Source organism: Nonomuraea sp. NPDC049486, from assembly GCF_040676925.1.
Taxonomy (GTDB): domain Bacteria; phylum Actinomycetota; class Actinomycetes; order Streptosporangiales; family Streptosporangiaceae; genus Nonomuraea; species Nonomuraea ferruginea.
In genome coordinates this window covers 718,178-744,301 of sequence record NZ_JBFAPV010000001.1, presented here as the reverse complement: position 1 = coordinate 744,301, position 26,124 = coordinate 718,178, and the positions used below count along the sequence as shown (strand labels likewise).

Below are 26,124 nucleotides of genomic sequence, written 5' to 3'. Positions count from 1 at the left end.
GCGCGGTTTCGGCTCGGTTCCAGCTGGTACCCCATCAAGTGCGGCCTTGGTCCGACAAGATGGACGGGTGAGCGTTGAGTTGATGGTGTGGGACGCGCCCGTGCCCGTCTCCAGGGACCAGGCACGGGCCGCCTATCTGGAGGTCCGCAAGGGCGAGCCCGTTCAGAGGGAGCTGCCGGAGGTCGCCAAGGAGCTGCCGGGCACCGTCACCGTCTACGGGGACCACGTGCTGGTGACGATGGACCTGGAGACCATGGACGAGATGTCGGCCCAGGTGTTCGAGGTCGCGCGCGCGTACGGGCTGGTGTGTTACGACCCGCAGCGCGACCTCGTCCACAACGTGGCACCGCTCGGGGTCTACCAGGGTATGCAGCTCCACACCGGCGACGGGCTCATCGTGCACGATCCCGATCTGGGGCTGGTGCACGACGTGCTCGGCACCATGTCGCCGCAGAACCCGTTCGTGGCGCTGGTGACGTTCGGCCACCACTTCATCCAGGTCTCCCCCGGCTACGAGCTGGAGTACAAGGAGGGCGCGATGGTGCGCGCCGAGGTGGCGGAGCTGGAGGAGGTGCGGCGCGCCTTCCACGAGTACGCGACGGGCGAGCGGGGGTTCCTCAGCCGTCACTCCTGGTCGGCGGTCTGAAGCACCTCGCACAGCAGGGCGGGGTCGACGTTGCCGCCCGACAGCACCGCCACCGTCAGCCCGCGCGGCAGCTTGCCCGACAGGCGGGCGGCCGTGGCGACGGCGCCGCTCGGCTCGGCCACCAGGCGGCCGGCGGTGGCCAGGTGGCGCATGGCGGCGCGGATCTCGTCCTCGGTGACGGTGACGACGGCGTCGACGTGCGCGCGCAGGTGGGCGAAGGTCAGCTCCGACAGCTCGGCGCGCAGGCCATCGGCGCTGGTGCGGAACGTGCGGGCGGGCTCCCAGGTGATGAGCCGGCCGGCGGCCAGGCTCTCGGCGGCGTCGGCGGCCAGTTCGGGCTCGACGCCGATCACGGCGGCGCGGGGGCGCAGCGCCTTGACGGCGGCGGCGATGCCGGAGACGAGCCCTCCCCCGCTGACCGGCACCGCGACCACCTCGACGTCGGGCAGGTCGGCCAGGATCTCCAGCCCGATCGTGCCCTGCCCGGCGATCACATCCGGATGGTCGTACGGCGGCACCAGCGTGAGGCCGCGCCCGGCGGCCACCTCGGCGGCGGCGGCCAGGCGCCGGTCGGGCGGCACCACGACGAGTTCGGCGCCGTGGCGGCGGATGGCGTCGGTCTTGACGCGGGGCGTGCCCTCGGGCACCACGACCACGCAGGGCACGCCGAAGCTCGCCGCCGCGTAGGCGAGGGCCTGGCCGTGGTTGCCCGATGAGTGGGTGACGACCCCGGCGGGGCGCAGCCGGGCCACCGCGTTGTAGGCGCCGCGGATCTTGAACGAGCCGACCCGTTGCAGGCTCTCGGGCTTGACCAGGAGGTCTCCGACCGGCACCAGCGGGGTGCGGACGACGACCGGCTCGATCCGCCCGGCGGCCGCCCGGATGTCCTCGACCGTCACCAGTTCCATGCGCTCAACCTACGGCGGACAGGCGTGCGCGGGCCAGGCGGACCACCGGGGTGACGGCGCCGACCATCAGCAGGGCCAGCAGCGGCGCGAGGGTCAGGCCGAGCACGAACCCGGCGATCACGTCGTGCGGGTAGTGCACGCCGACGAACACCCGGGAGAACGCCATCACGACGGCCAGGGGCACCACCACCCAGCCGAGCGCGCGCCAGGCCAGCATGAGGGTTCCGGCGGCCCCGGCGGCGATCACCGAGTGGTTGCTGGGGAACGACCAGTCCGCCGCCGGCGGGCAGGCGGCGATCGTCACGACGCCGCCCCGGCACGGCCGGTCCTCCCTGACGAGGAGCTTCAGCACCTCGCTGATCACGTACGCGCCCACGATCCCGGCCGGTCCGGCGATGGCGATCGCCAGGTCCCGCGCGGGAGCGTGGCGGGCGCGCCACCAGCACACGAGGAACAACGCCGCGAAGATGAACAGGCCGGCGTCGGTGCCGACCTCGGCCAGGGTGTGCAGCCAGGCCGGCGTGGTGAGTGCGAAGTCGACGATGTCGCGGTACACACGTGTCCAATCCATTAACAGGTGATGGACACGACTTTACGAGGAGATGGCACCGCGATGTGCCGTCAGAAAGGAGGAAGATCAGGTGGAGCCGAGGAAGCGCCTCGACAGCGCCAGCTGGGTCTGCTCCAGCTCGCCCCGGGTGATGAGGCCGCGTTCGAAGGACTCGGTGACGGCGTCGCGCTCGGCCATGTAGCAGGCGGCCATGATCTCGCTGCGGAGCGGCGTGAAACCGCGCTCGACGCATTCGGCGAACATCCGCGCCTTCGCCCCTACCTTGTCACCCGCGACCGTACAGGCGAGGTCCTGGGCCCTCAGCTGCCCGACGGCGTCACGCAGGGTGATCATGCCGGACGAACCCATGAACTTGGTGTCAAGAGTGATCTTCAATTCCTTTCGCCTCCGTTGTTATGCAACGCTTTGCAATGACGGCGTATTCCCTGCTCGAAGCGGGTAAAGACGCTTTCGTGATCGGAGAGCACGTGATCGTCGGCTACACCCACGACGCGGGCGGGCGGGAGGCGCTGGCCCTCGGCGCGGCCATCACGCGGGTCACCGGCGGCGAGCTCACGGTGGCCTCGATCTACCCGCCCGGCAGCCCGGGGCGGGCGGTGGAGGCCCAGGCCAACCTGGCGGAGGCGGGCGTGGCGCTGGAGGACGTCCCGTCGGAGTACATGGCGTTCGAGAGCCGGGGCGCCGGCCGCGGGCTGGGGGTGCTGGCCAGCCGGATCAAGGCCGACCTGATCGTGGTCGGGTCGGCGGCCGGCGGGCAGCACGGCCGCATCGCCCTCGGCAGCACCGGCGACCACCTGCTCCACCTGTCGCCGGAGGCGGTGATGGTGGCGCCGTCCGGCTTCGCGCCGACCGGCGAGCTGTCCAGGCTCACGCTCGCGTACGTGCACCGGCCGCAGTGTGACGAGGCGGTGGCGCGGATGTCGCAGGCGGCGCTGCGGCTGGGCGTGCCGCTGCGGCTGATCACCTTCGACCTGCGCACCGACGATCCCGAGCGCATCCGCGACGACCTGGCGCTGGCCGTGCGCCTGGCCTGGGAGACCGCGGGGATCGAGGCGGAGGCCGACGTCGCCGAGGGCCACGACGTGGCGGCCGCGATGGAGACCGCCACGTGGCTCCCGGGCGAGCTGCTGATCTGCGCGGCGAGCGAGGACGCCCAGCCGCACCGGGTGTTCCTGGGCGAGCTGGCGATGAAGATGCTGCGCGCCGCCCCGGTCCCGGTCACCGTGCTGCCACGGGGCTTCTCCTGATCGCCCGCTCGTACAGCTCCAGGTAGCGCTCCGCCATGACGGCCGGTGAGAAGCGGCGGGCGGCCTCGCGGCGGCACTCCTCCGGGTCGATCTCGTCCACCCGGAGTATCCACTCCGCCAGCTCCTCCTCGGTGTCGGCGAGGAAGCCGGTGCGGCCGTGGTCGATGATCTCCGGCAGGCAGCCGCGGCGCAGGCCGACCGGCGGCACGCCCAGGGCCAGCGCCTCGACGACGGCGGTGCCGCCCGGCTCGTCCCACTGGATGGGGAACAACGAGGCGCGGGCGGAGGCGTAGAGCCGGTCGCGGTCCTCGCCGCCGACCGAGCCGATCCAGGTGGCGCGGTCGCCGTCGAGGTAGGTGGAGACGTGGTCGACGAGGTAGCGCACGTCGGGGTGGCCGTAGAGCGGGTGGGACGGGTCCTGGGCGACGGCCTCCAGCTCGGCGGGCGTGTCGAGGCCGCTCACCGGGCCGGCCAGCGTCAGCGGCAGGTCGAGCTTCTGGCAGATGCGGGCGGCCACGTGCTGGCCCTTGAGCCCGCACACGCGGCCCATGACCACCAGGTGCTCGCCCCGCTCGACCCGCAGGCCGGTGCCCGCGAGCGGGGTGGCCAGGTGCACGGCCCCCAGCGCGGCCCGGCGCAGCGCCTCGGGGGCGCGGGCGAGCTGGGAGTGGGAGACGCCGTTGACGGCGATCTTGTGAGGGAAGGAGTCGTAGAAGGCGGCGTGCTTGTGCAGGTCCCAGTGCAGGGTGTGCAGGACGGGCGGGCCGTCCAGCGCCGCCAGCACGCCGGGGCCGACCACTTCGAGGTGGTCGTGGACGAGGTCGATGTCGTCGCGGCGGCGCAGTTCCTCGGCCACGCGCGCCTGGTGGGCGTGGGCGATGCCCATGACCTGGTTGTACGGCTTCTGCAGGTGGGGGAACTGGCCGTCGGCGTAGACGCTGATCAGCTCGTCCACCTCGATGGCGCTCGTCCCCACCGAGGCCAGCACCACCCGCACCCCCCGAGCGCGCAGTTCGGGGATCAGGGTGGCGACGACGTTCTCGATGCCGCCGTATCCAGGAGGCGGTACGGGGAGCCAGGGCCCGGCGTTCAGCAGGATGTTCAAGCCACGTCCTCCTCTAAGACGAGAGTGGCCAGGGGCGGCCGCTCGGCCACGCCCACGTCCACCAGGTCCGCCTGCCCATCCAGGCCGAACTGCAACAGCGTGTGGGCGGGCGACTCCGGGGAGACGAGGCGGCCCTGGCGTTCCAGACGGGACCAGGCGGTCAGCATGATCTGCCCGGCCATCCGGCCGAGCGCGGCCACCGACTGGTGGGTGTGGACCCGTACGCCCAGGTCCACCTGGGCCATCGCGTCCAGGCCGACGAGCTGCAGGAGGTCCACCAGCAGCCCGAACTCGACGCCGTACTCGGTGACGAAGGGGACCTGCTCCAGCACCTCGCGGCGGGCCGCGTACTCGCCGCCGAGCGGCTGGGCGAAGCCGGACAGCTCCGGCCAGAACATGTTGAGCAGCGGGCGGGCCACGAGTTCGGTCACGCGCCCGCCGCCGCCGCGGTGGGCCACCCCGTCCGCGCCCGTGTACGGGCGTTCGTACGAGCCCTTGACGAACTGGATGTCACGGTCCAGCAGCAGCGGCCCGAGCAGGCCGGAGACGAAGTGCGAGCCGAAGTCGCGCAGATCCGCGTCCACGAACACGACGATGTCCCCGGTCGTGGCGGCCAGCCCCTTCCACAGCGCCTCGCCCTTCCCGGTCAGCGGCGGAAGGTGGGAGAGCACCGCTTCCTGGGCGACGACCCGGGCGCCCGCCGCGGCCGCCCTGGAGGCGGTCGCGTCGGTGGACAGGGAGTCGACCACGACGATCTCGTCCACGAGCGGAGCCCGTTCCACCAGGTCGCGGCGGATCGCGGTGACGATGTCGCCCACCGTCGACTCCTCGTTGTGGGCCGGCAGCACCACGCTCACCGTGGTGGCTCCCTTGGCCAGCAGGAGAGAGTCGACCGGCCATTCGGCGGCCGTGCTGGAGTGGAGTCCGTACCATTCCCGGACCCTCGTCAAGGCCTCCAGATCTGATTTCATGCAGTCAACCCCGATCTTTGGAGGTCAGGTCGGCGACAACTGCCCCCTTGATGACTCTTCGAACGTATTTGTTTGTTTTCTGGAGGGCGTGGGATATGCCGGGTTATGTCTCCCGCCATCCGTGTGGGCATCGTAGGGGCCGGCAATGTCGCCGCCCGTCATGCCGACGTCCTATCAGGTTTCCCCGACGTGACGATCGCCGGGATCGCCGATACAGATCCTCGCAGAGCCGAGGCGCTGGCCTCCAAGCACGGCTCCCCCGCCTATGGCGACCATGCGGACCTGCTGAGCGCGGGCGGGCTGGATGCCGTGTACGTGTGCGTGCCTCCCTTCGCGCACGGTGACCCCGAGCGTGACATCCTGGCCTGCGATCTCCCGATCTTCGTGGAGAAGCCGCTCTCGCTCGACCTGGCCACCGCGGAGTCGATCGCGGACGAGATCGACCGGCGCGGGCTGCCCTCCGCCGTCGGCCACCACTGGCGCTACCTGGACATCCTCGACCGCGCCCGGGACCTGCTGGCCGATCGGCCGGTGCGGCTCGCGCTGGGCCACTGGCTCGACAAGGTGCCGCCGGTCGCCTGGTGGCTCGATCCGGGCAGGTCCGGCGGTCAGACCGTCGAGCAGGCCGTCCACGTGCTGGACCTGGCGCGGCTGCTCGTGGGCGAGGTGACGATGGTGCACGCGGTGCCCGCCGGGAACGCCGCGGACGGCGAGGTGGACCGGGCCACCGCCGCCGTCATGAGCTTCGCCGCCGGCGCCACGGGGCTGCTGGCCACCTGCTGCCTGCTGGACCGCAAGCACCGGGCCGGCCTGGAGGTGCACGCCGAGGGCATCGCGCTGGAGCTGAGCGAGACCGAGCTGGTCGTCGACGGCGAGCAGCGGCTGCGGGACGGCGGCGAGGCCAAAGTGGCGGTGGATCGCGCGTTCGTCGACGCCGTCCAGGGTAAGGAGGCCGACGTGCGCGTCCCGTACCGGGAGGCGCTCAAGACCCACCGGCTGGCTCTGGCGCTGGCGCGGTCCGCACGCGAACGGAAGCCGGTGATGCTCGATGCATGACGTCGCGACCGTCCTCAGCATCGAGGCGCCCGGCGAAGTGACGCTGGTCGAGGAGAAGCTCGGCGACGTGCCCGACGGCGGGTTCCTGGTGGAGACCGTCCACAGCGGCGTGTCGGCCGGCACCGAGCTCACCTACGTCAAGGGCGACAACCCCTACCTGACCTCGACGTGGGACCGCGGGCTCGGCCTGTTCCTGGACGGCACGCCGTCGATCGCCTACCCGGTGCGCGGCATCGGCTACATGCAGGTCGGCCGGGTGGTCGAGACCCGCACCCGGGCGGTGGCCGAGGGCGCGCTGGTGGCGATGGCGTACGGGCACCGCAGCGCTTACGTCGCCGACCCGATGCGCGACCGGTTCGTGCCGCTGCCTGCAGAGCTCGACCCGATGCTCGGCATCTACGTCGCCCACATGGGCCCCATCTGCGCCAACGGGCTGCTGCACGCCGCCGCCGACCTGTACGGCCAGGACGTCCACCATCTCGGCGACGGGGTGCGCGGGCGGCGGGTCGCGGTGGTGGGCGCGGGCGTGGTCGGGCTGCTGACCGCGTCGTTCGCGATCTCGTACGGGGCCGCGGAGGTGGTGGTCGTGGACGAGACGCCTGACCGGCTGGCGGTCGCCGCCGCGCTGGGCGCCGACACGCTGGCCGCCGACGCCGATCCGGCGGTCGAGCTGAAGCGGCGCTGGCGCCACGGCCCCGACGACCGGGGCGCCGACGTGGTCTTCCAGTGCCGCGGCCGGGCCAGGGCGCTGGCCCTGGCGCTGAAGCTGCTGCGGCCCCAGGGGGTGGCCGTCGACCTTGCCTTCTACACCGACGGCGCCCAGGAGGTGCGGCTCGGCGAGGAGTTCCACCACAACGGGTTGTCGCTGCGCTGCGCGCAGATCGGGCGGGTGCCGCGCGGCCTGGCGCACGCCTGGGACCGGGAGCGGCTCTCGTACGAGAGCGTCGTCCTGCTCGCGGGCCGCGGCGAGCTGCTACGCCGGCACCTGATCACCGACGTGGTCGGCTTCGACGAGGGACCCCGCCTGATGGCCCAGCTCGCGAGCCGTGAGCGGCACGCCCTCCAGGCCGTGCTCAGCGATCACGTCGACGATCAGCGCGGCTGACCAGCTGAAGTCGCCGGACCCGTGCCCCTCCAGCGTGAAGGGGTGGAAGTACTCGCGGAAGCCGGACCGGCCCACCGCGCCGATCATGCCGTCGGCCAGCGCGCCGGCCAGGTCGGGGCGGCGGGCCTTGAGCCCCTGCCAGACCAGCCACGACACGTTGATCCAGCTCGGGCCGCGCCAGTAGCGCACCGGGTCGAACCCGGGGGCGGCCGGGGAGTAGCTCGGCAGCACGCCGTCCTTGAGACCGAACAGGTCCAGGCCGGTGCCGATCAGCGCGTTCGCGATGTCGCGGGGCAGGCCCGGCAGGATGAGCGGCACCAGACCGGCGGCGCTGCCGGAGCGGATCAGGCAGCCGGTGATGGCGTCACGGGAGTGGAACAGGCCGTCCTGGTAGAGGTGCTCGACCATGGCGGCGGTGACCGCCTCGGCCTCGGCATGGTGCGGCGCGGGATCACGGCCGATCACCCGCGCGATCTCGGCCAGGGTCGACTCGGCGATCCCGTACGCGGCGTTGAACAGCGGGTCCTCGACCTGGAAGGCGCACGCGCGGCTGTAGCCGGTGTCGCGGTAGGCGCGGGCGAGCGCGATGTAGCGCTCGTAGTCGCGGTCCGTGGGCCGCTCGGCCGGGTCGATGTGGCACAGGTCGCGGCGGGCCACGCCGTCGGGCACCGGCTCCACCGCGATCAGCGGCAGGTCCCAGGACGGGCTGTTGTCCATGCCCGACTCCCAGGGGTGCACGATCGAGACGAGCCCGTCGGGCCCGCGCCGCTGCGCGCGCAGGAACTCCTGCTGCGCCACCAGCCTGGGGTAGATCCTGGCGAGGAAGGCGGGGTCGGGCTCGGCCAGGTGGACCCGCCAGGCGGCCAGCGCGTGCACGGGCGGCTGCACGATGCCGGAGGTGGTCCAGCCGGACGGGGAGCGCGCCTCCCAGAACCCGGGACCGGGGAAGTAGGCGCCTTCGGGCACCGCCGGGTTGAACACGATGTGCGGCACCCTGCCGTCGTGCCACTGGGCGCCGAACAGGCTGAGCAGCTCGGTCCTGGCCCGCCGGGGCGACCAGCGGGCGTGGCCGATGGCGATGAAGGCGGAGTCCCAGCTCCACTGGTGGGGGTAGAGCGTGCGGGAGGGGACGGTGTGGCTGCCGTCCCAGTTGTCGATCAGGACGCGCAGCGCGTCGCGGAGGATCATAGGAACTTCCTGATGAAGGCCGCTGTCTGGGGGAGGACGATCTCGGGCTCGCCGCGCAGGCGGCATTCGAGCGCGAGGTAGCCGTCGTAGCCGACAGCGTCGAGGGCGGCCAGCTGGGCGCCCCAGTCGAGGTGACCGGTGCCCGGCTGGTTGCGGTTGGACTCGCTGATCTGCATGTGCGCGAGGTAGGGGGCGGCCTCCACCAGGGAGCGGCAGGGGTCGTCCTCCTCGATGTTCATGTGGTACGTGTCGCCGACGACCCTGATCGAGTCCATGGCGCAGTACGAGACGGCCTCGGCCAGGGTGTTGACCATGTGGTTCTCGTACCGGTTGAGGGGCTCCAGCATGATCAGCACACCGTTGCGCTGGGCGTGCTCGCCCAGGATGCCCAGCGCCTCGGCGAGCACCTCGCGGTCGTCGGCCGCGCTGCGCGGGGGCGTGAACGGGGGCAGCCGGAGCGAGAACTGGCCCCAGGAGGCGGGGGTCATGACGCCGACGCCGCCCAGCTCGCCGATGACCGTCAGCTGGGAGCGCAGCTGCTGGATGGCGTCCTTGCGCTTGGCCGGGTCGAAGTCGCCGATGAAGTGCGGCATGTCGACGCACACGGTCGGCATGACCACGCCGTCGGCGAGCGCGCGCTTCAGCTCGGTGAGCCGGCCCGCGAAGTGGAAATCGCCCTTGCCCCGGAGCTCGATGGCGTCGAACCCGGATTCGACGGCGAACGCGAACTTCTCCTGCAGGGACCGGCCCGGCAGGAGCTGCTCCTGGGCGGCGAGCTTCACTGTGACTCCTCGAAGGTGAAGACGAGCTGGAGCACCTCGGACTGGTGCTTGTCGATCAGGTCGAAGGCCGCGGGCGCCTCGTCCACGGGCACCAGATGGGTGACCAGGCCGCTGACGTCGAGCTCGCCCCGGTGCACGACCTCCATGAACGTCCGCTGGAGCCTTTCGACGTCCCAGCGGTGGGACAGCCAGGAGGCGACGCCGCCGATCTGGGAGGAGATCAGCTGCACCTGGTTGTGGTGGAACTCCTCGCCCAGCCGGAGCCCGAGCCCGTCGCCCTGGTAGAAGCCGGCGGCGACGACCCGGCCGCCCCGGCGCACGGTGCGGATGGCCTCCTGGAGGCCGAGGTGGCTGCCGCTGAGCTCGATCGCGGTGTCGGCGCCCTCGATCCGCTTGCGGATGAACTCGGCGACCGAGCCGGCGTTCACGTCGAAGGTCTCGGCCGCGCCGTACTGCCTGGCCAGCTCCAGGCGGGCCGGGATGGCGTCGGCCGCAACCACGCGGGCGCCGCTGAGCACGGCCAGCCGGGTGGCGAGCAGGCCGATGACACCCTGTCCGAAGACGGCGACCTGGTCACCGAGGTGGATGTCGGCGGCGTGCACGGCGTTGAGCGCGATCGCGCCCACCCGGGCGAAGACCGCGTGCAGCGGGGTCGCGCCGGGCGGCAGGACGTGACCGGCCAGCCGGGCGGCCGGCACGACGGCCTCGGCGCGGTGGCCCCAGATGCCCCAGACGACGCTGCCGACGGCGGGCTCCGCGACGTCGGGCGCCGCCTCCACCACCTCGCCGACCTCCTGGTAGCCCCAGCCGGTCAGCGGGTAGGCGTGCGTCCGCCCATCGAGGAAGAGGCGTCGCTCGACATCCCACCTGCGGTTGAGATAGGGGTTGGTGCCGCGGTAGGCGGTGAGCTCGGTGCCCGCGGAGACACCTGAGTACATCGTACGGACGCGCACGCTGCCCGGGACGAGCTCGGCGGGCGGTTCCAGGCTGACGGAGACCTGGCCCGGTTCTTCGAAGGTGATGACGCGCATTCCCCAACAACTTACGCTTATTGATCAATCAAAAGTCACGGGATTAGTACTGCTCCGCACACCGTAGTCGGGGGCGGATCACTCTAAAGTCTACGACTTCCGTACGAGAAACTTCAGCAAAAAGGGGTTTCAGACATCGAGTTCTGGAAAGCGACCTTACCCGCTATTTGCGGCAGAGCAGCTCCAGAGAGGGTCCCGGCCGCTGGTACCAGCCGGAACCGCTTCGCCTCGATGACCGAAATCCGATCAGATTGATCCTTTCGGCGTCGTCTGCCGCGTCTGACGGATACGAGAATTTCGCCCTGCGCAGACCCTCCCTTTACGGTTCGCCGGGCCGTGAGTACCAACCGCGGGCGGCGGAAGGGACGGTCGTGGTCAGTGCCCAGTGCGGCGGGAGGTGCGGAAACGCCTCCGCTGCGTTGCGCGACCTGATCAGAGGGTAAGTGGCCGCATATCCCCATCCGGAGGAGCGCGTCATGCCGAAGAAGGTAACCGCCGTCCTCTCCGTCGCGTTGCTGTCGGCGACCTGCCTGGCGGCCTGCGGCGGCGGCAACGAACAGGAAGCCGGCAACCGGATCACGGTCTGGACCGAGGAGAACCTCGAGGACCGGATGGCCGTGCAACAGCAGATCGTCAAGGAGTTCACCCAGCGGACCGGCATCCAGGTCGAGCTCGTGGGCATCGCCGAGGACCAGTTCAGCCAGGTCGTCACCTCGGCCGCGGCGGCGGGCGACCTGCCCGACGTGATCGGGGCGCTGCCCCTGGCGTCCGTCCGTGAGCTGGAGGCCAACGACCTCCTCGACACCGAGACCCCTGGCAAGATCGTCGACCAGCTCGGCCGCGACACGTTCTCGGCCCGCGCGCTGGAGCTCGACACCGGCGACGGCAAGCTGCTCGCGGTGCCCAGCGACGGCTGGGCCCAGCTCATCCTCTACCGCAAGGACCTGTTCGAGAAGGCCGGCCTGCGACCGCCCGACACGTACGAGGCGCTGGAGGCGGCCGCGGCCAAGCTGAACACCGGCGGCGTCGCGGGCATCACGCTCGCCGTGGCGCCGAAGGACTCCTTCACCGCGCAGAGCTTCGAGCACGTGGCACTGGCCAACGGCTGCGAGCTGGTGGACGACGCGGGGAAGGTCACGCTCGACTCGCCGCAGTGCGTGAAGGCCTTCGAGTTCTACACGAACCTGGCGAAGAACTACTCGGTCAAGGGCACCCAGGACGTCGACTCCACCAGGGCCACCTACTTCTCCGGCAAGGCGGCCATGACCATCTGGTCGTCGTTCATCCTCGACGAGCTGGCGGGGCTGCGCAAGGACGCGCTGCCGAGCTGCGAGCAGTGCCGGGAGAACCCCGAGTGGCTGGCCGAGAACACCGGCGTCGTGACCGCGCTGAAGGGGCCCGACGGGAGCGCGCCCGCGCAGTACGGCGAGATCGTCTCGTGGGCGATCATGCGTGACGCCAAGACGGACCCGTCGAGCAGGTTCGTCTCGTACATGATGAACGAGGGCTACGAGCGGTGGCTCGGGATGGCGCCGGAGGGCAAGTTCCCCACCCGTCAGGGCTACGCGGAGAAGTGGGAGGCGCTGGAGGCCGGCGTCGACACCAAGAAGCCGCTGGGCGACATCTACCCGCCCGAGGTGCTCGAAGCGCTGCGCACCAGCCCCGAGACGTTCGACCGGTGGGGCATCCCGCAGGGCCAGGGCAAGCTGGTCGGCGCCGTGATGGGCGAGCTGCCCGTGCCCACCGCGCTGAGCGCGGTCGTGGCCGGATCGATCACTCCTCAGCAGGCCGCCGCCCAGGCCACGCGGGAGGTCGAGACCATCAAGCGCGGGATCCGCGAGTGAGGCGCGGGCGCACCCTGCCGGAGCAGGAGGGCAGGGCCGGGCTGGCGCTCATCTCGCCCACCCTGGTCATCACGCTGGTCGTGGTGGTCGTGCCGCTGCTGTGGGCGATCATGCTGGCGTTCCAGGACGTCCGGCTGATCAACATCCGCCAGTCCGGGCTCTTCGGCGACTACACGCTGGACAACTTCGCGTACGTGCTCGCCGAGCCGGGGTTCTGGTCGGCCCTGGTCAACACGCTCGTCTACACGGTGGCGGGCACGGCGCTGTCGATCGTGATCGGGCTGGTCGCGGCGCTGGCGCTGCGCGGCCGGTTCAGGGGCCGCACGATGGTGCGGGCCTCGATCCTGATCCCGTACGTGGCGCCGGTCGTGGCGGTGGCGTTCCTGTGGGAGACGATGCTCAACCCGCAGTACGGGATCGTCAACACCTGGCTGGAGGAGCCGATCGCCTTCCTCACCCAGGCCCGGGGCACCTTCCTGGGCGTCGAGGTGCCGGTGGCGCTGCTCACGGTGATCGCCTTCGAGGCGTGGCGCTACTTCCCCTTCGCCTTCCTCTTCATCCTGGCCAGGATCCAGGCGCTGCCGTCGGAGCTGGAGGAGGCGGCGACGGTCGACGGGGCCACGCCGACCCAGCGCTTCCGCTACGTGATCCTGCCGCAGCTGTGGCGGATCATCGCGCTGCTGTCGGTGCTGCGGTTCGTGTTCACGTTCACCAAGTTCGACGACGTCTACCTGCTGACCGGGGGCGGCGCCGGCACCGAGGTGGTCAGCGTGCGGGTCTACAACTTCCTGACCGCCCGCGACGACATCGGCGCCTCGGCCGCTCAGGCGATCGTGCTCGCGGTCGTGCTGGTCGTGTTCCTCGTCGTCTATCTCAGGTTCTTCGGCGGAGGTGAACGCGGTGAGCAGGGATAGGTTCGAGCGGGCGCTGTTCAGGGTGCTGCGGCCGGTGGTGATCGCGGTGCTCTTCCTGGCCACCGCGTTCCCCTTCTACTACATGGTCATGCTGTCGTTCCGGGACATCCAGGAGCTGATCCTGGAGCCGGGCTCGCTCTGGCCGCGGAGCTTCACCTTCGACACGTACGCGGACGTCCTGGACCGGCAGGGGTTCCTGACCTTCATGCGCAACAGCGCGATCGTCGCCGTCGCGTCGGTGGCGGTGACCCTGCTGATCTCGATCCCCGGCGCGTACGCGGTGGCCCGGCTGGACTTCTTCGGGCGCCGCCAGGTGCATTTCCTGTTTCTGGCGGTCTATCTTTTCCCAGCGATCGTGCTGGCCATTCCGCTGTTCGTGCTGTTCACCATGCTCGGGCTGCGGGGGTCGCTCGTCGGCCTGATCCTGGTTTATATCGCGCAGACCGTGCCCGTCACGGTATACATGCTGCGCAACTACTTCGAGACCGTGCCGCAGAGCGTGGAGGAGGCGGCCGCGATCGACGGCTGCGGCCGCCTGTCGACCATCTGGCGGGTGGTGCTGCCGCTGTCCAAGCCCGCGCTCATGGCGACCGGCCTCTACGTGTTCATGATCGCCTGGAACGAGTTCCTGTTCGCCCTGCTCTTCCTGGTGGAGAAGCGGGACAGCTGGACCGTCTCGCTCGGGCTCTCACAGCTTGCGGGCAGTATCGAGATCCCGACGACGGTGCTCATGGCAGGATCGGTGGTTCTGACACTGCCCATCGTGATCATTTTCTTCGCCAGTGAGAGGCTCCTCACGGAAGGGCTCACGGCGGGAGCGGAGAAAGGATAGACCCATGCTGACGGCGGGGCAGGTCCTCCAGCTCATCCGCGACCGCACCTGCCGCACCCGCAAAGAACTGATCGAGGTCACCGGCCTGTCCCGGTCGACCGTCACCGACCGGGTCGACCGGCTGATCGAGGCCGGATACATCCACGAGTCCGGCGTCGCGACCTCCGGGGGCGGGCGGCCGCCCTCGGTGCTCGACATCGACGCCACCAGCCGGCTGGCGCTGGTGGCCGACCTCGGCGCCAGTCACGCCCGGGTCGCGCTGACCGACCTCGCGGCCCGGCCGATGGCCGAGGAGCACATCGAGATGCGCATCGCGCGGGGTCCGGAGGCGGTGCTCACGTGGGTGCGGCAGGCGTTCCGGCGGCTGCTCGACCGCACCGGCCGCCCCGCCGGCCAGGTCTGCGGCATCGGGCTCAACCTGCCCGGCTCGGTCGACCACGCCTCGGGGCGGATGATCAGGTCGTTCCTGATGCCCGGCTGGGACGACCATCCGATCAGCGAGGCGCTGCGGGCGGAGTTCGAGGTGCCTGTCCTGGTGGAGAACGACGCCAACGCGATGGCGCTGGGCGAGTGGTGGTCGTCCTGGCGCGGCTGCGCGTCGCTCGTCCTGGTCAAGGTGTCCACCGGGATCGGCACCGGCATCGTGCTGGACGGCCGGGTCTACCGGGGCGTCGAGGAGGCGGCCGGCAACCTGGGCCACGTCCGGCTGTCGGAGTCCGACGACCGGGTGTGCACGTGCGGCTCGCGCGGCTGCGTGGCCTCGCTGGCCAGCGGCCACGCCATCGCCACCGACCTGGGCCGCGACACCAGCCGTGACGTGGTGCGGCTGGTCCACAGCGGTGACCCTGCGGCCATCGCGCGCGTCCAGGAGGGCGGGCGGACGCTGGGCGTCGTGCTGGCCACCGCGGTCAGCCTGCTGAACCCCGGCGTGCTGGTGCTGGCCGGCGACATGGCCGAGACCGGCGAACACTACCTGACGGGCATCAGGGAGAGCGTCTACCGCAGGAGCCTGCCGTACACGACCCGCAACCTGGACATCGTCACCAGCTCGCTGGGCGACCGGGCGGGCATCGTGGGCACCGCGGTGATCGTCATGGAGCACGTGCTGTCGCCGCGGGCCGTGGACGCCGCGCTGGCCGCGCGGTCCGGCGCCGTCACCTGAGCGCCCGCTCCAGCTCCGCCCTGGCCTCCGTGAGGGAGGGCCCGTACCAGGTGAGCAGCCGGCCGCTGACCGGCACGCAGCGCAGGCCGGGGAACGACTCGGGGCCGTCGGTGTCGCTGAAGGCGTACGGCTCGTCCGGCAGCACCACCAGGTCGGGGCCGGCCCCGGCGAGCTCGGGCAGCGGGATCCTGGGATAGCGCTCGGGGTGGTCCGCGTACAGGTTGCGCACCCCGAGCCGGGCCAGGACGTCGCCGGTGAAGGTGTCGCGGCCGACGACCATCCAGGGGCGGCGCCAGATCGGGATGACCGCCGTGCGCCGCGGGCCGCGGTACGGCTGGCGCCAGACCTCCCCGGCCTCGACCAGCCAGGCGGGGACGGTCGTCCGGCAGGCGCCGGTGAACATGCGGGCCAGCGAGGTGAAGGCCTGGTCGAGGGTCTCGATCCTGGTCACCCAGACGGGCACGCCGGCCGCGCGGAGCGCCTCGATGTCGGGGGCGCGGTTCTCCTCGGCGTTGGCCAGCACGACGTCGGGGCGCAGCCGCCGGATGGCCTCCAGGTCCGGGTTCTTGGTGCCCCCGACCCTGGTCACGTCCAGGTCCGCCGGGTGCGTGCACCAGTCGGTCGCGCCGGTCAGGGCGCCGGGCAGGGTGACGGCGACCGACTCGGTCAGCGACGGCACGAGGGAGACGATGCCGGAAACCGTCTCCGGTATCTGGACGGGAACTCCGGTGTCGTCTCGCAGGGCGGAATTCTCGCTTTTCAAACCAGACATCTTCCCCACAAATCACATTACTGGCGCATAGAATCTTGGAAAGATATTCTCATCTCCGGACCTGGGGGGCAGCCGGTTGGAGTCAGCTTCCATGGAGTTCGATCCGAACACGCCCAACGTCGCCCGGATGTACGACTACTACCTGGGCGGAAAAGACCATTTCCCGGCTGACCGGGAGGCGGCCGAGCAGATCCTCCGCATCGTGCCCGAAGCGAAGCTGGCCGCGCGGGCCAACCGGGCGTTCCTCGGCAGGGCCGTACGCCACCTGACCGGTCTGGGCATCCGCCAGTTCCTCGACATCGGCACCGGCCTGCCCAGCCAGGGCGCCGTGCACGAGGTGGCCGACGGCTCCAGGGTGGTCTACGTCGATCTGGACCCGGTGGTCCTGGTGCACGCCAGGATGATGCTCGACGGCCAGGACAACGCCGCCGTCCAGGGCGACGTGCGCAATCCCAAGGAGATCCTCGACCACCCGGAGGTACGGAGGATCATCGACTTCCGGGAGCCCGTCGCCGTCCTGCTGGTCGCGATCATGCACTTCGTCCAGGAGTCCGAGAACCCGCGCGAGATCATCCGGACGCTGCGCGACGCGATGGCCCCGGGCAGCTACCTGGTCCTGAGCCACGGCGCCAGCGACTCCCGGCCGGACGCCGTCGAGGAGGGCACCGAGGTCTACAGCAGGGCCACCTCGCCGCTCGTGCTGCGCGACCGCGCCGGCATCGCGGCCCTGTTCGAGGGTTTCGAGCTGCTGGAACCCGGGCTGGTGTGGCTGCCGGAGTGGCGGCCCACCGAGGAGGACACCATCGACTTCGTCGACGACCCCTCCTCCTCGCTGGGCCTGTGCGGCGTCGCCCGCAGGAACTAGACGTTGCGGCGGTACTGCCCGCCCGCCTCGAAGAGCGCCTCGGTGATCTGGCCCAGCGTGCACACGCGGGCCGCGTCCATGAGCACCTCGAAGGCGTTGCCGTCGGACATCGCCACCTCGCGCAGCCGGGCCAGCGCCGCCGGGGCCTCGTCGCGGTGCCGCTCCTGGAAGGCGGTCAGCCGATCCAGCTGCGAGCGCTTCTCCTCCTCGGTCCCCCGGGCCAGCTCCAGCTTGTGCGGGACGTGGTCGTCGCCGTTGCGGAACGTGTTGACCCCGATGATCGGCAGTGACCCGTCGTGCTTACGCGTCTCGTACAGCATCGACTCGTCCTGGATCTTGCCGCGCTGGTAGCCGGTCTCCATCGCGCCGAGCACGCCGCCCCGGTCGGACAGCCGCTCGAACTCGCTCAGCACCGCCTCCTCCACCAGGTCGGTCAGCTCGTCGATGACGAACGAGCCCTGCAGCGGGTTCTCGTTGCGCGCCAGGCCCCACTCGCGGTTGATGATGAGCTGGATCGCCATCGCCCGGCGCACCGAGTCGGCCGACGGGGTGGTGACGGCCTCGTCGAAGGCGTTGGTGTGCAGGCTGTTGCAGTGGTCGTAGACGGCGATCAGGGCCTGCAGGGTGGTGCGGATGTCGTTGAAGTTCATCTCCTGCGCGTGCAGCGACCGGCCGGAGGTCTGGATGTGGTACTTGAGCTTCTGCGACCGCTCCCCCGCGCCGTACCTCTCCCGCATGGCGACCGCCCAGATGCGCCGGGCCACCCGGCCGAGCACGCTGTACTCGGGGTCCATGCCGTTGGAGAAGAAGAACGACAGGTTGGGCGCGAAGTCGTCCACGTCCATGCCCCGCGCCAGGTACGCCTCCACGTAGGTGAAGCCGTTGGCCAGGGTGAAGGCGAGCTGGCTGATCGGGTTGGCGCCGGCCTCGGCGATGTGGTAGCCGGAGATCGACACCGAGTAGAAATTGCGGACCCGGTTGCGGATGAACCATTCCTGGATGTCGGCCATCATCCGCAGGCTGAACTCGGTGGAGAAGATGCAGGTGTTCTGGCCCTGGTCCTCCTTGAGGATGTCGGCCTGCACGGTGCCGCGCACGGTGGCCAGCGTGCGGGCGCGGAGCTCGCCCGCCTCCTCCGCCGACGGCTCGCGGCCGTGCTCCTCGCGGAAGCGGTCGAGCGCCTGGTCGACGGCGGTGTTGAGGTAGAAGGCCAGGATCGTCGGCGCGGGGCCGTTGATGGTCATCGACACGGACGTGCTGGGTGACGACAGGTCGAAGCCGTCGTACAGGACCTTCATGTCGTCGAGCGTCGCGATCGACACCCCTGACGTCCCGACTTTTCCGTAAATGTCGGGCCGGAGGTCCGGGTCGTTCCCGTACAGCGTCACCGAGTCGAACGCGGTCGACAGCCGGGTCGCCGGCTGGCCCTCCGACAGCAGCTTGAAGCGCCGGTTGGTGCGGAACGGGTCGCCCTCGCCGGCGAACATCCGCGTCGGGTCCTCGTCGTCCCGCTTGAACGGGAACACGCCCGCGGTGAACGGGAACCGGCCCGGCAGGTTCTCGGCGCGCAGCCAGCGCAGCAGCTCGCCGTGGTCCTCGAAGCGGGGCAGCGCGACCCGGGGGACGCGGTTGCCGGACAGGGTCTCGCGCCAGAGCGGGGTGTGGATCTCCCGGTCGCGCACCCGTACGACCAGCTCGTCCGCGCTGTAGCGGGCTCTGGTGCCGGGCCAGTCGTCCAGCAGCGCCCGGCTCTCCTCGGTGAGCTCGCGCTCAGCCTGCTCGCTCAGCCTCGCCAGCCGCTCGTCCTCCTCGCCGAGCAGCCCTCGCACCGCCTCCAGTTGCTGGCGGCGGCGCGCCACCTCGGCCTGCGCGCGGGTCTCCTCGTGGTACGCGCGCACGCTCTCGGCGATCTCGGCCAGGTAGCGCACCCGCGACGGCGGCACGATGGCCGCGGACGCTTGCGAGGTACGGCCCTGGACGGGCGCCAGCAGGCCGGGGCCCGCCTGCAGGCCCTTCTCCGCCAGCAGGTCCTTGAGGTGGTGGTAGAGGGCGGTGACGCCCGCGTCGTTGTAGCGGGCCGCGATCGTGCCGAACACCGGCATGTCCTCGGGCCTGACGCCGAACGCCTCCCGGTTGCGCACCATCTGGCGGCGCACGTCGCGCAGCGCGTCCTCGGCCCCGCGCCGCTCGAACTTGTTGATCACCACGGCCTCGGCGAAGTCGAGCATGTCGATCTTCTCCAGCTGGGAGGCGGCGCCGAACTCCGGCGTCATCACGTAGATCGGCACGTCCACGTGCGGCACGATGCCGGCGTCGCCCTGCCCGATGCCGGGCGTCTCGACCACGACCAGGTCGTGCCCGGCGGCCCGGCAGGCGATGATCACGTCGTCCAGGCAGGCCGGCACCTCGCTGGGCGCGCCCCTGGTGGCGAGCGAGCGGAAGTAGGTCTGCGGGCTCAGGCTGTTCATCCTGATCCGGTCGCCGAGCAGCGCGCCGCCGCCCCGCCTGCGCGTCGGGTCGATGGCGATGACCGCGATGCGCAGCTTGTCGTCGTTGTCCACCCGGAACCGGCGGACCAGCTCGTCGGTGAGCGAGGACTTGCCCGACCCGCCGGTGCCCGTGATGCCCAGCACCGGGGCGTTCCTGCGGGCCGCGCGCAGTCCTTCGACCAGCTCCGCCGGGGCCCGTCCCGACTCGATGAGGGTGATCGCGCGGGCCAGCGCCGCCTGGTCGCCGGAGACCACGGCCTCCACCGAGGGCACGCCCTCCAGCTCGACGTCGCACTCCTCGACCAACTTGTTGATCATCCCGGGCAGGCCCAGCCGCTGGCCGTCCTCGGGCGAGAAGACCCGCGCGACGCCCCGAGAGTGGAGCAGCTCGATCTCCTCGGGCACGATCACCCCGCCGCCGCCCCCGTACACCCTGATGTGGCCCGCGCCGCGCTCGCGCAGCAGGTCCACCAGGTAGGTGAAGAACTCCACGTGGCCGCCCTGGTAGGAGCTGATCGCCACGCCCTGGACGTCCTCCTGGATCGCGGCGTCGACGATCTCCTCCACCGAGCGGTTGTGCCCGAGATGGATGACCTCGGCCCCCTGGGTCTGGAGGATGCGCCGCATGATGTTGATCGCCGCGTCGTGACCGTCGAACAACGCCGCCGCCGTCACGAAACGTACGGGATGCACGGGTACATGCACGCCTGCTCACTCCTTCGTCAGTGGCCCTGTCATGAAGATACTAGGACGTCCTACTATTTCCCAGGCTTCCCTGGGTAGGGGTGCCTCATGCGTGCGATGACTTTGGTGCCGGGCAAGCAGGGCACGCTCGGCGTCACGGAGGTTCCCGATCCCCGGCCGAAGCCGGGCGAGCTGCTTGTCCAGGGCCTGGCACTGGGCATCTGCGGGACCGACAGGGAGCTCGTCTCGGGCGAGTACGGCTTCCCGGGAGACGAGCCGATGATCCTCGGGCACGAGTCGCTGGGGCGGGTGCTGGAGGCGCCGGAGGGGTCCGCGTTCTCCCCCGGCGACCTGGTGGTGGGGGTGGTGCGCCGGCCCGACCCGGTGCCCTGCGGAGCCTGCGCCAGGGGCGAGTTCGACATGTGCCGCAACGGCGAGTACACCGAGCGCGGCATCAAGGAACGCGACGGCTACGGCAGCGAGCAGTGGACAGTCGAGGCCGGTTACGCGGTCAAGGTGGACCCGGCGCTGGGAGTGCTCGGCGTGCTGGTCGAGCCCACGTCCGTGCTGGCCAAGGCGTGGGAGCACATCGAGCGGATCGGCTCGCGGGCCTGGTTCCAGCCGGAGAGGGTGCTCGTCACCGGGGCCGGGCCCATCGGGCTGCTGGCGGCGCTGCTCAGCAAACAGCGCGGCCTGGAGGTGCACGTCCTGGACCGGGCGGAGAGCGGGCTCAAGCCCGAGCTGGTCACCGGCCTGGGCGCCACCTACCACTCGGGCAGCAGCCTGGACGCGGTCGGCGGCTACCGGCCCGACATCATCATCGAGGCGACCGGTTCCGCGTCACTCGTCTTCGAGTCCATGCTCAACACGGCGGCGGCCGGCATCGTCTGCCTGACCGGTGTCTCCAGCGGCGGACGGCACCTGCGGGCGGACGCGGGGCAGATCAACCGCGACATCGTGCTGGAGAACGACGTCGTCTTCGGCACCGTCAACGCCAACCTGCGCCACTACCGGGACGCCGCGAAGGCCCTTCAGGAAGCGGACCGTTCCTGGCTGGACGCCCTCATCACCCGCCGCCTCCCGCTGAAGGAGTACGAGGCAGCCTTCGAGAAGGGCGACCACGTCAAGGTCGTCATCTCCCTGGAGTCCTGAGGGTCAGGGCTGGGGGTCGTAGGGACGGCGGCGACGGGGCGCGCCCGCGCCCACCGACTCCCTCGGCGGCGGCCCGGGCTGGGTGGGCACCGGGCTCCGCATGACGTACTGGGGTCCGATCCGCTCGATCTCCGGCTGGGCCGATGGCTCGTTCCACGGACCGTGACGATGATGGCCGCGGCGACGGCCCGCGAGGCGGAAGGCGATCACCACGGTGGTGACCACGATGAGGAGCAGCAGGGCCACCGGCGTGCCGATCAGGTCGAGCGGGTTGCTCCCTGGCTTGTCGGCCCGCTCGCGTAACGGGAACGGGTGCTCGGTCTCCCGGATCTCCGTCCGCTCGGCGTTGGCCTGGACGACCCGCGGCAGGCCGTAGCCCACGACCTTGTCGGTGTCGCGGACCTTGCGCTTGAGCCACACGCGGTCGACGTTCGCCTCGATGGTGTGGATCTTGCCGTCTTCGACCCGTTCGACGATGCCGACGTGGTCGACGCCCTTGTAGCTCTTGCCGCCCCGCCAGTCGAAGAAGACCAGCGCCCCGGGTTCGGGCTTCTTCGTCCAGGCGCCCTGCTCGATGAACCAGACGGCATGGGACGGTGTCCAGGCGAACTGGCCGACGTACTCGCCGATGCCGGCCTTGTCGGCGGCCCAGGCGATGAACATGTCACACCACGGCGCGTCCTTGTACTGGGGGTCCTGGACGCGCTCGGCGTACCAGTGGCCGAACTTGGTGTGCTGGCCGTCCTTCTCCCGGTACCCGAGTTCCTTTCGGACCGTTTTGAGTAACTTATCCGCGATCGGGTCCAGCTCGACTCCCCCCAGAGGCGTGGCAGATCACGATGGACTGTAATCGCGGCATCTCGGATGTGCGCGTGACACCCGGAAAGTGTCAAGCTATGAGCCGATATTTCGGTTGTGGTGCGCAAGTGAGACCAGAGGCAGGTGGGACCGGTGGTGTTACGCGCCCGCGCCCACGCGGTAGATCTGGTCGTCTCCCGCGCCGGGGGCGACCACGTCGGCCACGATGACGGTCACGTTGTCGGGCGAGCCCCCCTCGTTGGCCAGATCGATCAACCGCTGGACGGCCGCCGCCGGGTCTGCCACCGTGGTCAGCACCTCGTGCAGGACCTCGGGCCCGAGCACCGTCGTGAGCCCGTCGGAGCAGAGGAGGTAGCGATCGTCGGGGTCGGCCTCACGCAGCGCCAGGTCGGCGTCAGCCCTGCCCTCGCTGCCCAGCACACGCAGCACCATCGAGCGGCGCGGGTGGACCGCGGCCTGGTCTTCGGTGATGCGCCCCTCGTCGACCATCGACTGGACGAGCGTGTGGTCCTTGGTCATCTGGTAAAGAGCGCCGTCGCGAAGCAGGTATCCGCGAGAATCACCCAGGTGGGCCAGCGAGAACCGGAAGCCGTCGAACAACATCGCGGTCACCGTCGTGCCCATGCCCCTGCGCGCGGGGTCGATCTCGGCCAGCTCGACAAGCCTGCGCCCGGCCTCGCGGACCGCGCCGTCGAGCGCCGACTCCAGGTCGCACCCCGTCTCGGGAAGCGTGGCGTCGAGCTCGCGCATGACGGCGATCGCCGCCGCGCTCGCCAGCTCGCCGGCCGCGTGTCCGCCCATCCCGTCAGCCACCACGAGCAACCGGCCACTCGCGTATCCGGAATCCTCATTCTGCTCCCGGCGGCGGCCCACATCTGATCCGGCGGCATAGCGGATGTTGTGCTTCATACCCCGCAGTAAATCACTGGTTGAAAGACTTCACAAGCAGATGCGCTGAAGACTCCATTGAACTATGGTGGCCCCATGAGCCACGACCCGACCCTGAACGCCGGGGACATCGCCCGGCTCGCCGGTGTCGGGCGTGCCGCCGTCAGCAACTGGCGCCGCCGCCACGACGACTTCCCCTTGCCCATAGGCGGCACGGCCAATCAACCCCTCTTCTCGCTGCCGCAAGTGGAGGCGTGGCTGCGCCGCTACGGGAAGTCCTACCAGTTGTCGGTGGCGGACCGTGCGTGGCAACGCCTGAAAACCGCGGGAGATTTGCGACTCGGCGAGGTGGTGGCCCAGGCCGGCGCCCTGCTGACCTCGGGCGACGGCGACCTCGGGCCCGAGCAGGCGGAGCCGGTGTCGGAGCTGGCCGAGCGCCACGGGGCGCTGACGGCCTACGAGTTCCTCGTCGAGCGCTATCTGGAGGCCCACTCCCGGCAGCTCTCCGTCACCCGCGACGACATCGCCGGCCTGATGGTCGCCCTCGTCGGCGACGCCCCCACCGTCCTCGACCCCGCCTGCGGCGTCGGCACCCTCCTGCTCCACGCCGCCGGCGGGGGCGGGGCGGTGACGCGGCGGCTGCTCGGGCAGGAGCTGAGCGAGAGCTCCGCCGCGATCGCGGCCTCGCGGCTGCGGCTGCGCGACGCCGACGCCACCATCACGTCCGGCGACGTCATGCGGCACGACGCGTTCGCCGGCGAGAAGGCCGACGCGGTCGTCTGCGACCCGCCGTTCAACGAGCGCGCCTGGGGTTACGAGGAGCTGGTCGGCGACCCCCGGTGGGAGTACGGCCTGCCGCCGCGCGGCGAGCCCGAGCTGGCCTGGGTGCAACACTGCCTGACCCACGTCAAGCCGGGCGGCCTGGTCGCGATCCTCATGCCGCCCGCCGCCGCGAGCCGCAAGGCCGGCCGGCGCATCCGCGCCAACCTGCTGCGCGCCGGTGCGCTGCGTGCCGTGGTGGCCCTGCCCGGCTGCGACCTGTGGCTGCTGCGCCGCCCGGCCGCGGGCGAGCGGCCGCCGTCCGACGTGCTGATCCTCGACGCCGCCGCCGACCCGTCCGTCGTGGAGCCGGCCTGGCGCGCCTACCTGCGCGACGGCTCCGGCCAGACCGTACGCATCATCGACCTGCTGGCCGACGAGGTCGACATGACCCCGGCCCGCCACCAGCGGCGGGAGAACGTGGGCCGGGCGTTCGCCGAGACCCGCGACCGGTTCCTGGCGGCCGCGACCACGCCGCCCGACCTCAAGGTGCTGGAGCAGCCGCTCGACCAGCCCGCCACCACGGTCGGCGACCTGATCAAGGAGGGCCTGGTGGCGGTCTCGCAGGCCCCGCCCAGGATGGCCGTCGGCGACGGCGACCTCCCGGTGCTGACCGCCGACGACCTGTCCGCCGGGGCTCCCCCGTCCGGCCGCACCATCAGCCAGCGGGGCCTGGTCCCGATCCAGCCGGGTGACGTGGTCGCCTCCTACTCCTCCGTACGGGTGATCTCCGACGGCGGCGGCGTGCTCGGCCCGCAGCTGACGCTCTACCGCGTCGACGCCCGCAGGCTCGACCCCGACTTCCTGGCGGGCTTCCTGCGCGCGGCCGGGAGCCGCGCGTCCACCGGCTCCAGCAGGTTCGACGTGCGGCGCACCCGCCTGCCGCGGCTCTCGCTCAAGGAGCAGCGCCCGTACGGGGAGGCGTTCCGGCAGCTCGCGGTGCTCGAAGACGCGCTGCGGGAGACGTCGGAGCTGGGCCAGACGCTGATCCGGCTGGGTCTCGACGGGCTCACCGACGGCCACCTGCACCCACAGTCCTGACGGTGTAGTTTTTCCCCGGAAGGGCGCGGGAGGGGGGCATATGGTCATCGGCGACCGCTATGTGCTCGACGATCTTCCTCTCGGCCAGGGCGGCATGGGCGCCGTCTACGCGGGCCACGACCGCCACCTCGATCGCAAGGTCGCGGTCAAGCTGCTGCGCCTGCCCAGCGGCCCCGATCAGGAGCTGGAGCTCCGCTTCACCCGCGAGGCGCGCATCCTGGCCCGGCTCGAACACCCGGGCGCTCCCGTCCTCTATGACTTCGGCACCCACGAGCAGCGGCTCTACCAGGTGATGCAGTTCATCGAGGGCGTCACGGTGGCCGACGTGGTGAGCGAGCACGGGCCGCTGCCGGTGCCGTGGGCCGCCGCCATCGCCGCGCAGGCCTGCGCCGTCCTGACGGCCGCGCACGCGCTGTCGATCTGTCACCGCGACCTCAAGCCGACCAACCTCATGCTCTGCCCCGACGGCAGCGTCAAGGTGCTCGACTTCGGCCTGGCGATGCTCCGGGACGCCGACGTGACGACCTTCACCCGGATCGGGCAGATCCTGGGCACGCCCGCCTACATGGCCCCGGAGCAGATCCAGCACGGCGTCGCCGAGCCCCGCAGCGACCTCTACTCCCTGGGCTGCGTCCTGCACGAGATGCTGACGGGCAGGCAGCTGTTCACCGGGCCGACCGACTACGTGGTGTTCGAGAAGCAGGTGAAGGAGCGGCCACCGGCCATCCCCGGGCTTCCCGCCGGGCTGGGCGCCCTCCTGGCCCGGCTGCTGGAGAAGCAGCCGGGCGACCGGCCCGCCGACGCCGACGAGCTCTACCGGTTGCTGGAACCGTTCGCGGTGGCGCTGCCGATGCTGCCGGGCTTCCTCACGTCCTCTCCCAGCCCGGGGCGGATGTACGCGCGGATGGTCGGCCGGGTGCTCAGCTGACGACCGCGGCCACGCCGAGTCGGTGCGCCTGCGCGCCCTCGACCTGCTGAGAGAGCGCTCCCTGGGCGAGTACGGGCCGCGGGTCCGGTGCGCGCCGGGCATCGCGGTGTTCGAGAAGGACCGTGCACCGAGCAGGGCTGGAAGGACCCGCCACCACCCGCACGGCAAGGCTTTCCCGTCCTGAGATCGCTCTCTTCATAACAGGGATCGTTACCCAACAGCCGTTGACAGCCCGCGGTGATCTGGCCGAAAGTTTTCGGAGAGCGCTCTCTCGCAACTCTTCCCCCAAGGCTCCCAGTCCCGGA

Annotated in this window: 24 protein-coding genes; 13 read left to right on the top strand and 11 right to left on the bottom strand. The window is 70.9% G+C overall.

Annotation, left to right across the window (positions count from 1 at the left end):
- The first annotated feature begins 67 nt into the window (after positions 1-67).
- The gene (locus AB0K05_RS03465) at positions 68-646 is read left to right on the top strand and encodes a hypothetical protein (protein ID WP_261808809.1); all 579 of its coding nucleotides are present in this window, start codon (positions 68-70) and stop codon (positions 644-646) included.
- On the opposite strand, the gene AB0K05_RS03460 is transcribed toward AB0K05_RS03465, so the two are convergent.
- The 3 genes from AB0K05_RS03460 to AB0K05_RS03450 form a co-directional block, all read right to left on the bottom strand.
- On the bottom strand, positions 625-1,554 hold the full coding sequence (locus AB0K05_RS03460) for a threonine/serine dehydratase (protein ID WP_364226291.1): 930 nt from the start codon (positions 1,552-1,554) through the stop codon (positions 625-627). The two genes, AB0K05_RS03465 and AB0K05_RS03460, sit on opposite strands and share 22 nt — an antisense overlap.
- Positions 1,555-1,558: 4 nt before the next feature.
- Complete coding sequence (locus AB0K05_RS03455) at positions 1,559-2,125, bottom strand: phosphatase PAP2 family protein (protein ID WP_271275461.1); 567 nt, start codon at positions 2,123-2,125, stop codon at positions 1,559-1,561.
- Positions 2,126-2,191: 66 nt separating this feature from the next.
- A complete protein-coding gene (locus tag AB0K05_RS03450; protein ID WP_271275462.1) occupies positions 2,192-2,500 on the bottom strand; it encodes a hypothetical protein in 309 nt (102 codons plus the stop codon).
- 77 nt (positions 2,501-2,577) lie between these two features.
- On the opposite strand from AB0K05_RS03450, the gene AB0K05_RS03445 reads away from it, so the two are divergent.
- Positions 2,578-3,372 carry a universal stress protein gene (locus AB0K05_RS03445; protein ID WP_261808810.1) on the top strand — a complete coding sequence of 265 codons (795 nt, stop codon included), beginning with the start codon at positions 2,578-2,580 and terminating at the stop codon, positions 3,370-3,372.
- On the opposite strand, the gene AB0K05_RS03440 is transcribed toward AB0K05_RS03445, so the two are convergent.
- Positions 3,344-4,477, bottom strand: a complete 1,134-nt coding sequence (locus tag AB0K05_RS03440) for a glycosyltransferase (protein WP_148033957.1) — start codon at positions 4,475-4,477, stop codon at positions 3,344-3,346. The two genes, AB0K05_RS03445 and AB0K05_RS03440, sit on opposite strands and share 29 nt — an antisense overlap.
- On the bottom strand, positions 4,474-5,448 hold the full coding sequence (locus AB0K05_RS03435; protein WP_271275463.1) for a glucosyl-3-phosphoglycerate synthase: 975 nt from the start codon (positions 5,446-5,448) through the stop codon (positions 4,474-4,476). The genes AB0K05_RS03440 and AB0K05_RS03435 overlap by 4 nt, the downstream gene beginning before the upstream one ends.
- A gap of 105 nt (positions 5,449-5,553) precedes the next feature.
- On the opposite strand from AB0K05_RS03435, the gene AB0K05_RS03430 reads away from it, so the two are divergent.
- Together AB0K05_RS03430 and AB0K05_RS03425 are read left to right on the top strand one after the other, a co-directional pair.
- A complete protein-coding gene (locus tag AB0K05_RS03430; RefSeq protein ID WP_364226285.1) occupies positions 5,554-6,504 on the top strand; it encodes a Gfo/Idh/MocA family oxidoreductase in 951 nt (316 codons plus the stop codon).
- On the top strand, positions 6,497-7,609 hold the full coding sequence (locus AB0K05_RS03425) for a zinc-binding dehydrogenase (protein WP_364226282.1): 1,113 nt from the start codon (positions 6,497-6,499) through the stop codon (positions 7,607-7,609). Before AB0K05_RS03430 ends, AB0K05_RS03425 begins: the two co-directional genes overlap by 8 nt.
- Positions 7,610-8,793: 1,184 nt before the next feature.
- Here the strand turns inward: AB0K05_RS03425 and AB0K05_RS03420 are convergent.
- Both AB0K05_RS03420 and AB0K05_RS03415 read right to left on the bottom strand, forming a co-directional pair.
- A complete protein-coding gene (locus AB0K05_RS03420) occupies positions 8,794-9,579 on the bottom strand; it encodes a sugar phosphate isomerase/epimerase family protein (RefSeq protein WP_148033961.1) in 786 nt (261 codons plus the stop codon).
- Positions 9,576-10,610, bottom strand: coding sequence for a zinc-binding dehydrogenase (locus AB0K05_RS03415; protein WP_219545673.1), 1,035 nt, complete (start codon positions 10,608-10,610; stop codon positions 9,576-9,578). The genes AB0K05_RS03420 and AB0K05_RS03415 overlap by 4 nt, the downstream gene beginning before the upstream one ends.
- Positions 10,611-11,086: 476 nt before the next feature.
- On the opposite strand from AB0K05_RS03415, the gene AB0K05_RS03410 reads away from it, so the two are divergent.
- From AB0K05_RS03410 to AB0K05_RS03395, 4 genes are read left to right on the top strand one after another with little or no spacing between them, the layout of a single operon-like run.
- The gene (locus tag AB0K05_RS03410) at positions 11,087-12,454 is read left to right on the top strand and encodes an extracellular solute-binding protein (RefSeq protein WP_364226277.1); all 1,368 of its coding nucleotides are present in this window, start codon (positions 11,087-11,089) and stop codon (positions 12,452-12,454) included.
- A complete protein-coding gene (locus AB0K05_RS03405; protein WP_364226274.1) occupies positions 12,451-13,368 on the top strand; it encodes a sugar ABC transporter permease in 918 nt (305 codons plus the stop codon). Before AB0K05_RS03410 ends, AB0K05_RS03405 begins: the two co-directional genes overlap by 4 nt.
- A complete protein-coding gene (locus AB0K05_RS03400; RefSeq protein WP_364226271.1) occupies positions 13,355-14,200 on the top strand; it encodes a carbohydrate ABC transporter permease in 846 nt (281 codons plus the stop codon). The genes AB0K05_RS03405 and AB0K05_RS03400 overlap by 14 nt, the downstream gene beginning before the upstream one ends.
- Positions 14,201-14,204: 4 nt before the next feature.
- Positions 14,205-15,362, top strand: a complete 1,158-nt coding sequence (locus tag AB0K05_RS03395; RefSeq protein ID WP_219545670.1) for an ROK family transcriptional regulator — start codon at positions 14,205-14,207, stop codon at positions 15,360-15,362.
- Here the strand turns inward: AB0K05_RS03395 and AB0K05_RS03390 are convergent.
- Entirely contained in the window at positions 15,355-16,104 is a 750-nt protein-coding gene (locus AB0K05_RS03390; protein ID WP_364226732.1) for a helical backbone metal receptor, read from the bottom strand. The two genes, AB0K05_RS03395 and AB0K05_RS03390, sit on opposite strands and share 8 nt — an antisense overlap.
- Before the next feature lie 121 nt (positions 16,105-16,225).
- Between AB0K05_RS03390 and AB0K05_RS03385 the strand changes: the two genes are divergently transcribed.
- Positions 16,226-16,999 carry an SAM-dependent methyltransferase gene (locus tag AB0K05_RS03385; protein WP_271275469.1) on the top strand — a complete coding sequence of 258 codons (774 nt, stop codon included), beginning with the start codon at positions 16,226-16,228 and terminating at the stop codon, positions 16,997-16,999.
- Here AB0K05_RS03385 and icmF read toward each other — a convergent pair.
- Positions 16,996-20,193, bottom strand: a complete 3,198-nt coding sequence (gene icmF, locus AB0K05_RS03380) for a fused isobutyryl-CoA mutase/GTPase IcmF (RefSeq protein WP_364226267.1) — start codon at positions 20,191-20,193, stop codon at positions 16,996-16,998. The two genes, AB0K05_RS03385 and icmF, sit on opposite strands and share 4 nt — an antisense overlap.
- 87 nt (positions 20,194-20,280) lie before the next feature.
- Here icmF and AB0K05_RS03375 point away from each other — a divergent pair, with 87 nt between their 5' ends.
- On the top strand, positions 20,281-21,324 hold the full coding sequence (locus tag AB0K05_RS03375) for a glucose 1-dehydrogenase (RefSeq protein WP_148033968.1): 1,044 nt from the start codon (positions 20,281-20,283) through the stop codon (positions 21,322-21,324).
- A 3-nt stretch (positions 21,325-21,327) separates the two neighbouring features.
- Here AB0K05_RS03375 and AB0K05_RS03370 read toward each other — a convergent pair whose 3' ends face one another.
- Both AB0K05_RS03370 and AB0K05_RS03365 read right to left on the bottom strand, forming a co-directional pair.
- Complete coding sequence (locus AB0K05_RS03370) at positions 21,328-22,122, bottom strand: CHAP domain-containing protein (protein ID WP_364226729.1); 795 nt, start codon at positions 22,120-22,122, stop codon at positions 21,328-21,330.
- Positions 22,123-22,281: 159 nt separating this feature from the next.
- Complete coding sequence (locus tag AB0K05_RS03365; protein WP_148033970.1) at positions 22,282-23,052, bottom strand: protein phosphatase 2C domain-containing protein; 771 nt, start codon at positions 23,050-23,052, stop codon at positions 22,282-22,284.
- Positions 23,053-23,127: 75 nt separating this feature from the next.
- Between AB0K05_RS03365 and AB0K05_RS03360 the strand changes: the two genes are divergently transcribed.
- The 3 genes from AB0K05_RS03360 to AB0K05_RS03350 are packed head-to-tail and all read left to right on the top strand — an operon-like array spanning position 23,128 to position 26,003.
- Positions 23,128-24,891, top strand: coding sequence for an N-6 DNA methylase (locus AB0K05_RS03360; protein ID WP_364226262.1), 1,764 nt, complete (start codon positions 23,128-23,130; stop codon positions 24,889-24,891).
- A gap of 40 nt (positions 24,892-24,931) precedes the next feature.
- Positions 24,932-25,819, top strand: a complete 888-nt coding sequence (locus tag AB0K05_RS03355; protein ID WP_148033972.1) for a serine/threonine-protein kinase — start codon at positions 24,932-24,934, stop codon at positions 25,817-25,819.
- Between the two features lie 22 nt (positions 25,820-25,841).
- Positions 25,842-26,003, top strand: a complete 162-nt coding sequence (locus tag AB0K05_RS03350) for a hypothetical protein (RefSeq protein ID WP_364226258.1) — start codon at positions 25,842-25,844, stop codon at positions 26,001-26,003.
- Positions 26,004-26,124: the final 121 nt, after the last annotated feature.

Bases quoted from the DNA above. Each gene is read 5' to 3' on its own strand.
- AB0K05_RS03460 (WP_364226291.1), bottom strand. From the start codon at position 1,554: ATGGAACTGGTGACGGTCGAGGACATCCGGGCGGCCGCCGGGCGGATC.
- AB0K05_RS03455 (WP_271275461.1), bottom strand. From the start codon at position 2,125: ATGGATTGGACACGTGTGTACCGCGACATCGTCGACTTCGCACTCACC.
- AB0K05_RS03435 (WP_271275463.1), bottom strand. From the start codon at position 5,448: ATGAAATCAGATCTGGAGGCCTTGACGAGGGTCCGGGAATGGTACGGA.
- AB0K05_RS03430 (WP_364226285.1), top strand. From the start codon at position 5,554: ATGTCTCCCGCCATCCGTGTGGGCATCGTAGGGGCCGGCAATGTCGCC.
- AB0K05_RS03425 (WP_364226282.1), top strand. From the start codon at position 6,497: ATGCATGACGTCGCGACCGTCCTCAGCATCGAGGCGCCCGGCGAAGTG.
- AB0K05_RS03415 (WP_219545673.1), bottom strand. From the start codon at position 10,610: ATGCGCGTCATCACCTTCGAAGAACCGGGCCAGGTCTCCGTCAGCCTG.
- AB0K05_RS03410 (WP_364226277.1), top strand. From the start codon at position 11,087: ATGCCGAAGAAGGTAACCGCCGTCCTCTCCGTCGCGTTGCTGTCGGCG.
- AB0K05_RS03395 (WP_219545670.1), top strand. From the start codon at position 14,205: ATGCTGACGGCGGGGCAGGTCCTCCAGCTCATCCGCGACCGCACCTGC.
- AB0K05_RS03385 (WP_271275469.1), top strand. From the start codon at position 16,226: ATGGAGTTCGATCCGAACACGCCCAACGTCGCCCGGATGTACGACTAC.
- AB0K05_RS03375 (WP_148033968.1), top strand. From the start codon at position 20,281: ATGCGTGCGATGACTTTGGTGCCGGGCAAGCAGGGCACGCTCGGCGTC.
- AB0K05_RS03365 (WP_148033970.1), bottom strand. From the start codon at position 23,052: ATGAAGCACAACATCCGCTATGCCGCCGGATCAGATGTGGGCCGCCGC.
- AB0K05_RS03360 (WP_364226262.1), top strand. From the start codon at position 23,128: ATGAGCCACGACCCGACCCTGAACGCCGGGGACATCGCCCGGCTCGCC.
- AB0K05_RS03355 (WP_148033972.1), top strand. From the start codon at position 24,932: ATGGTCATCGGCGACCGCTATGTGCTCGACGATCTTCCTCTCGGCCAG.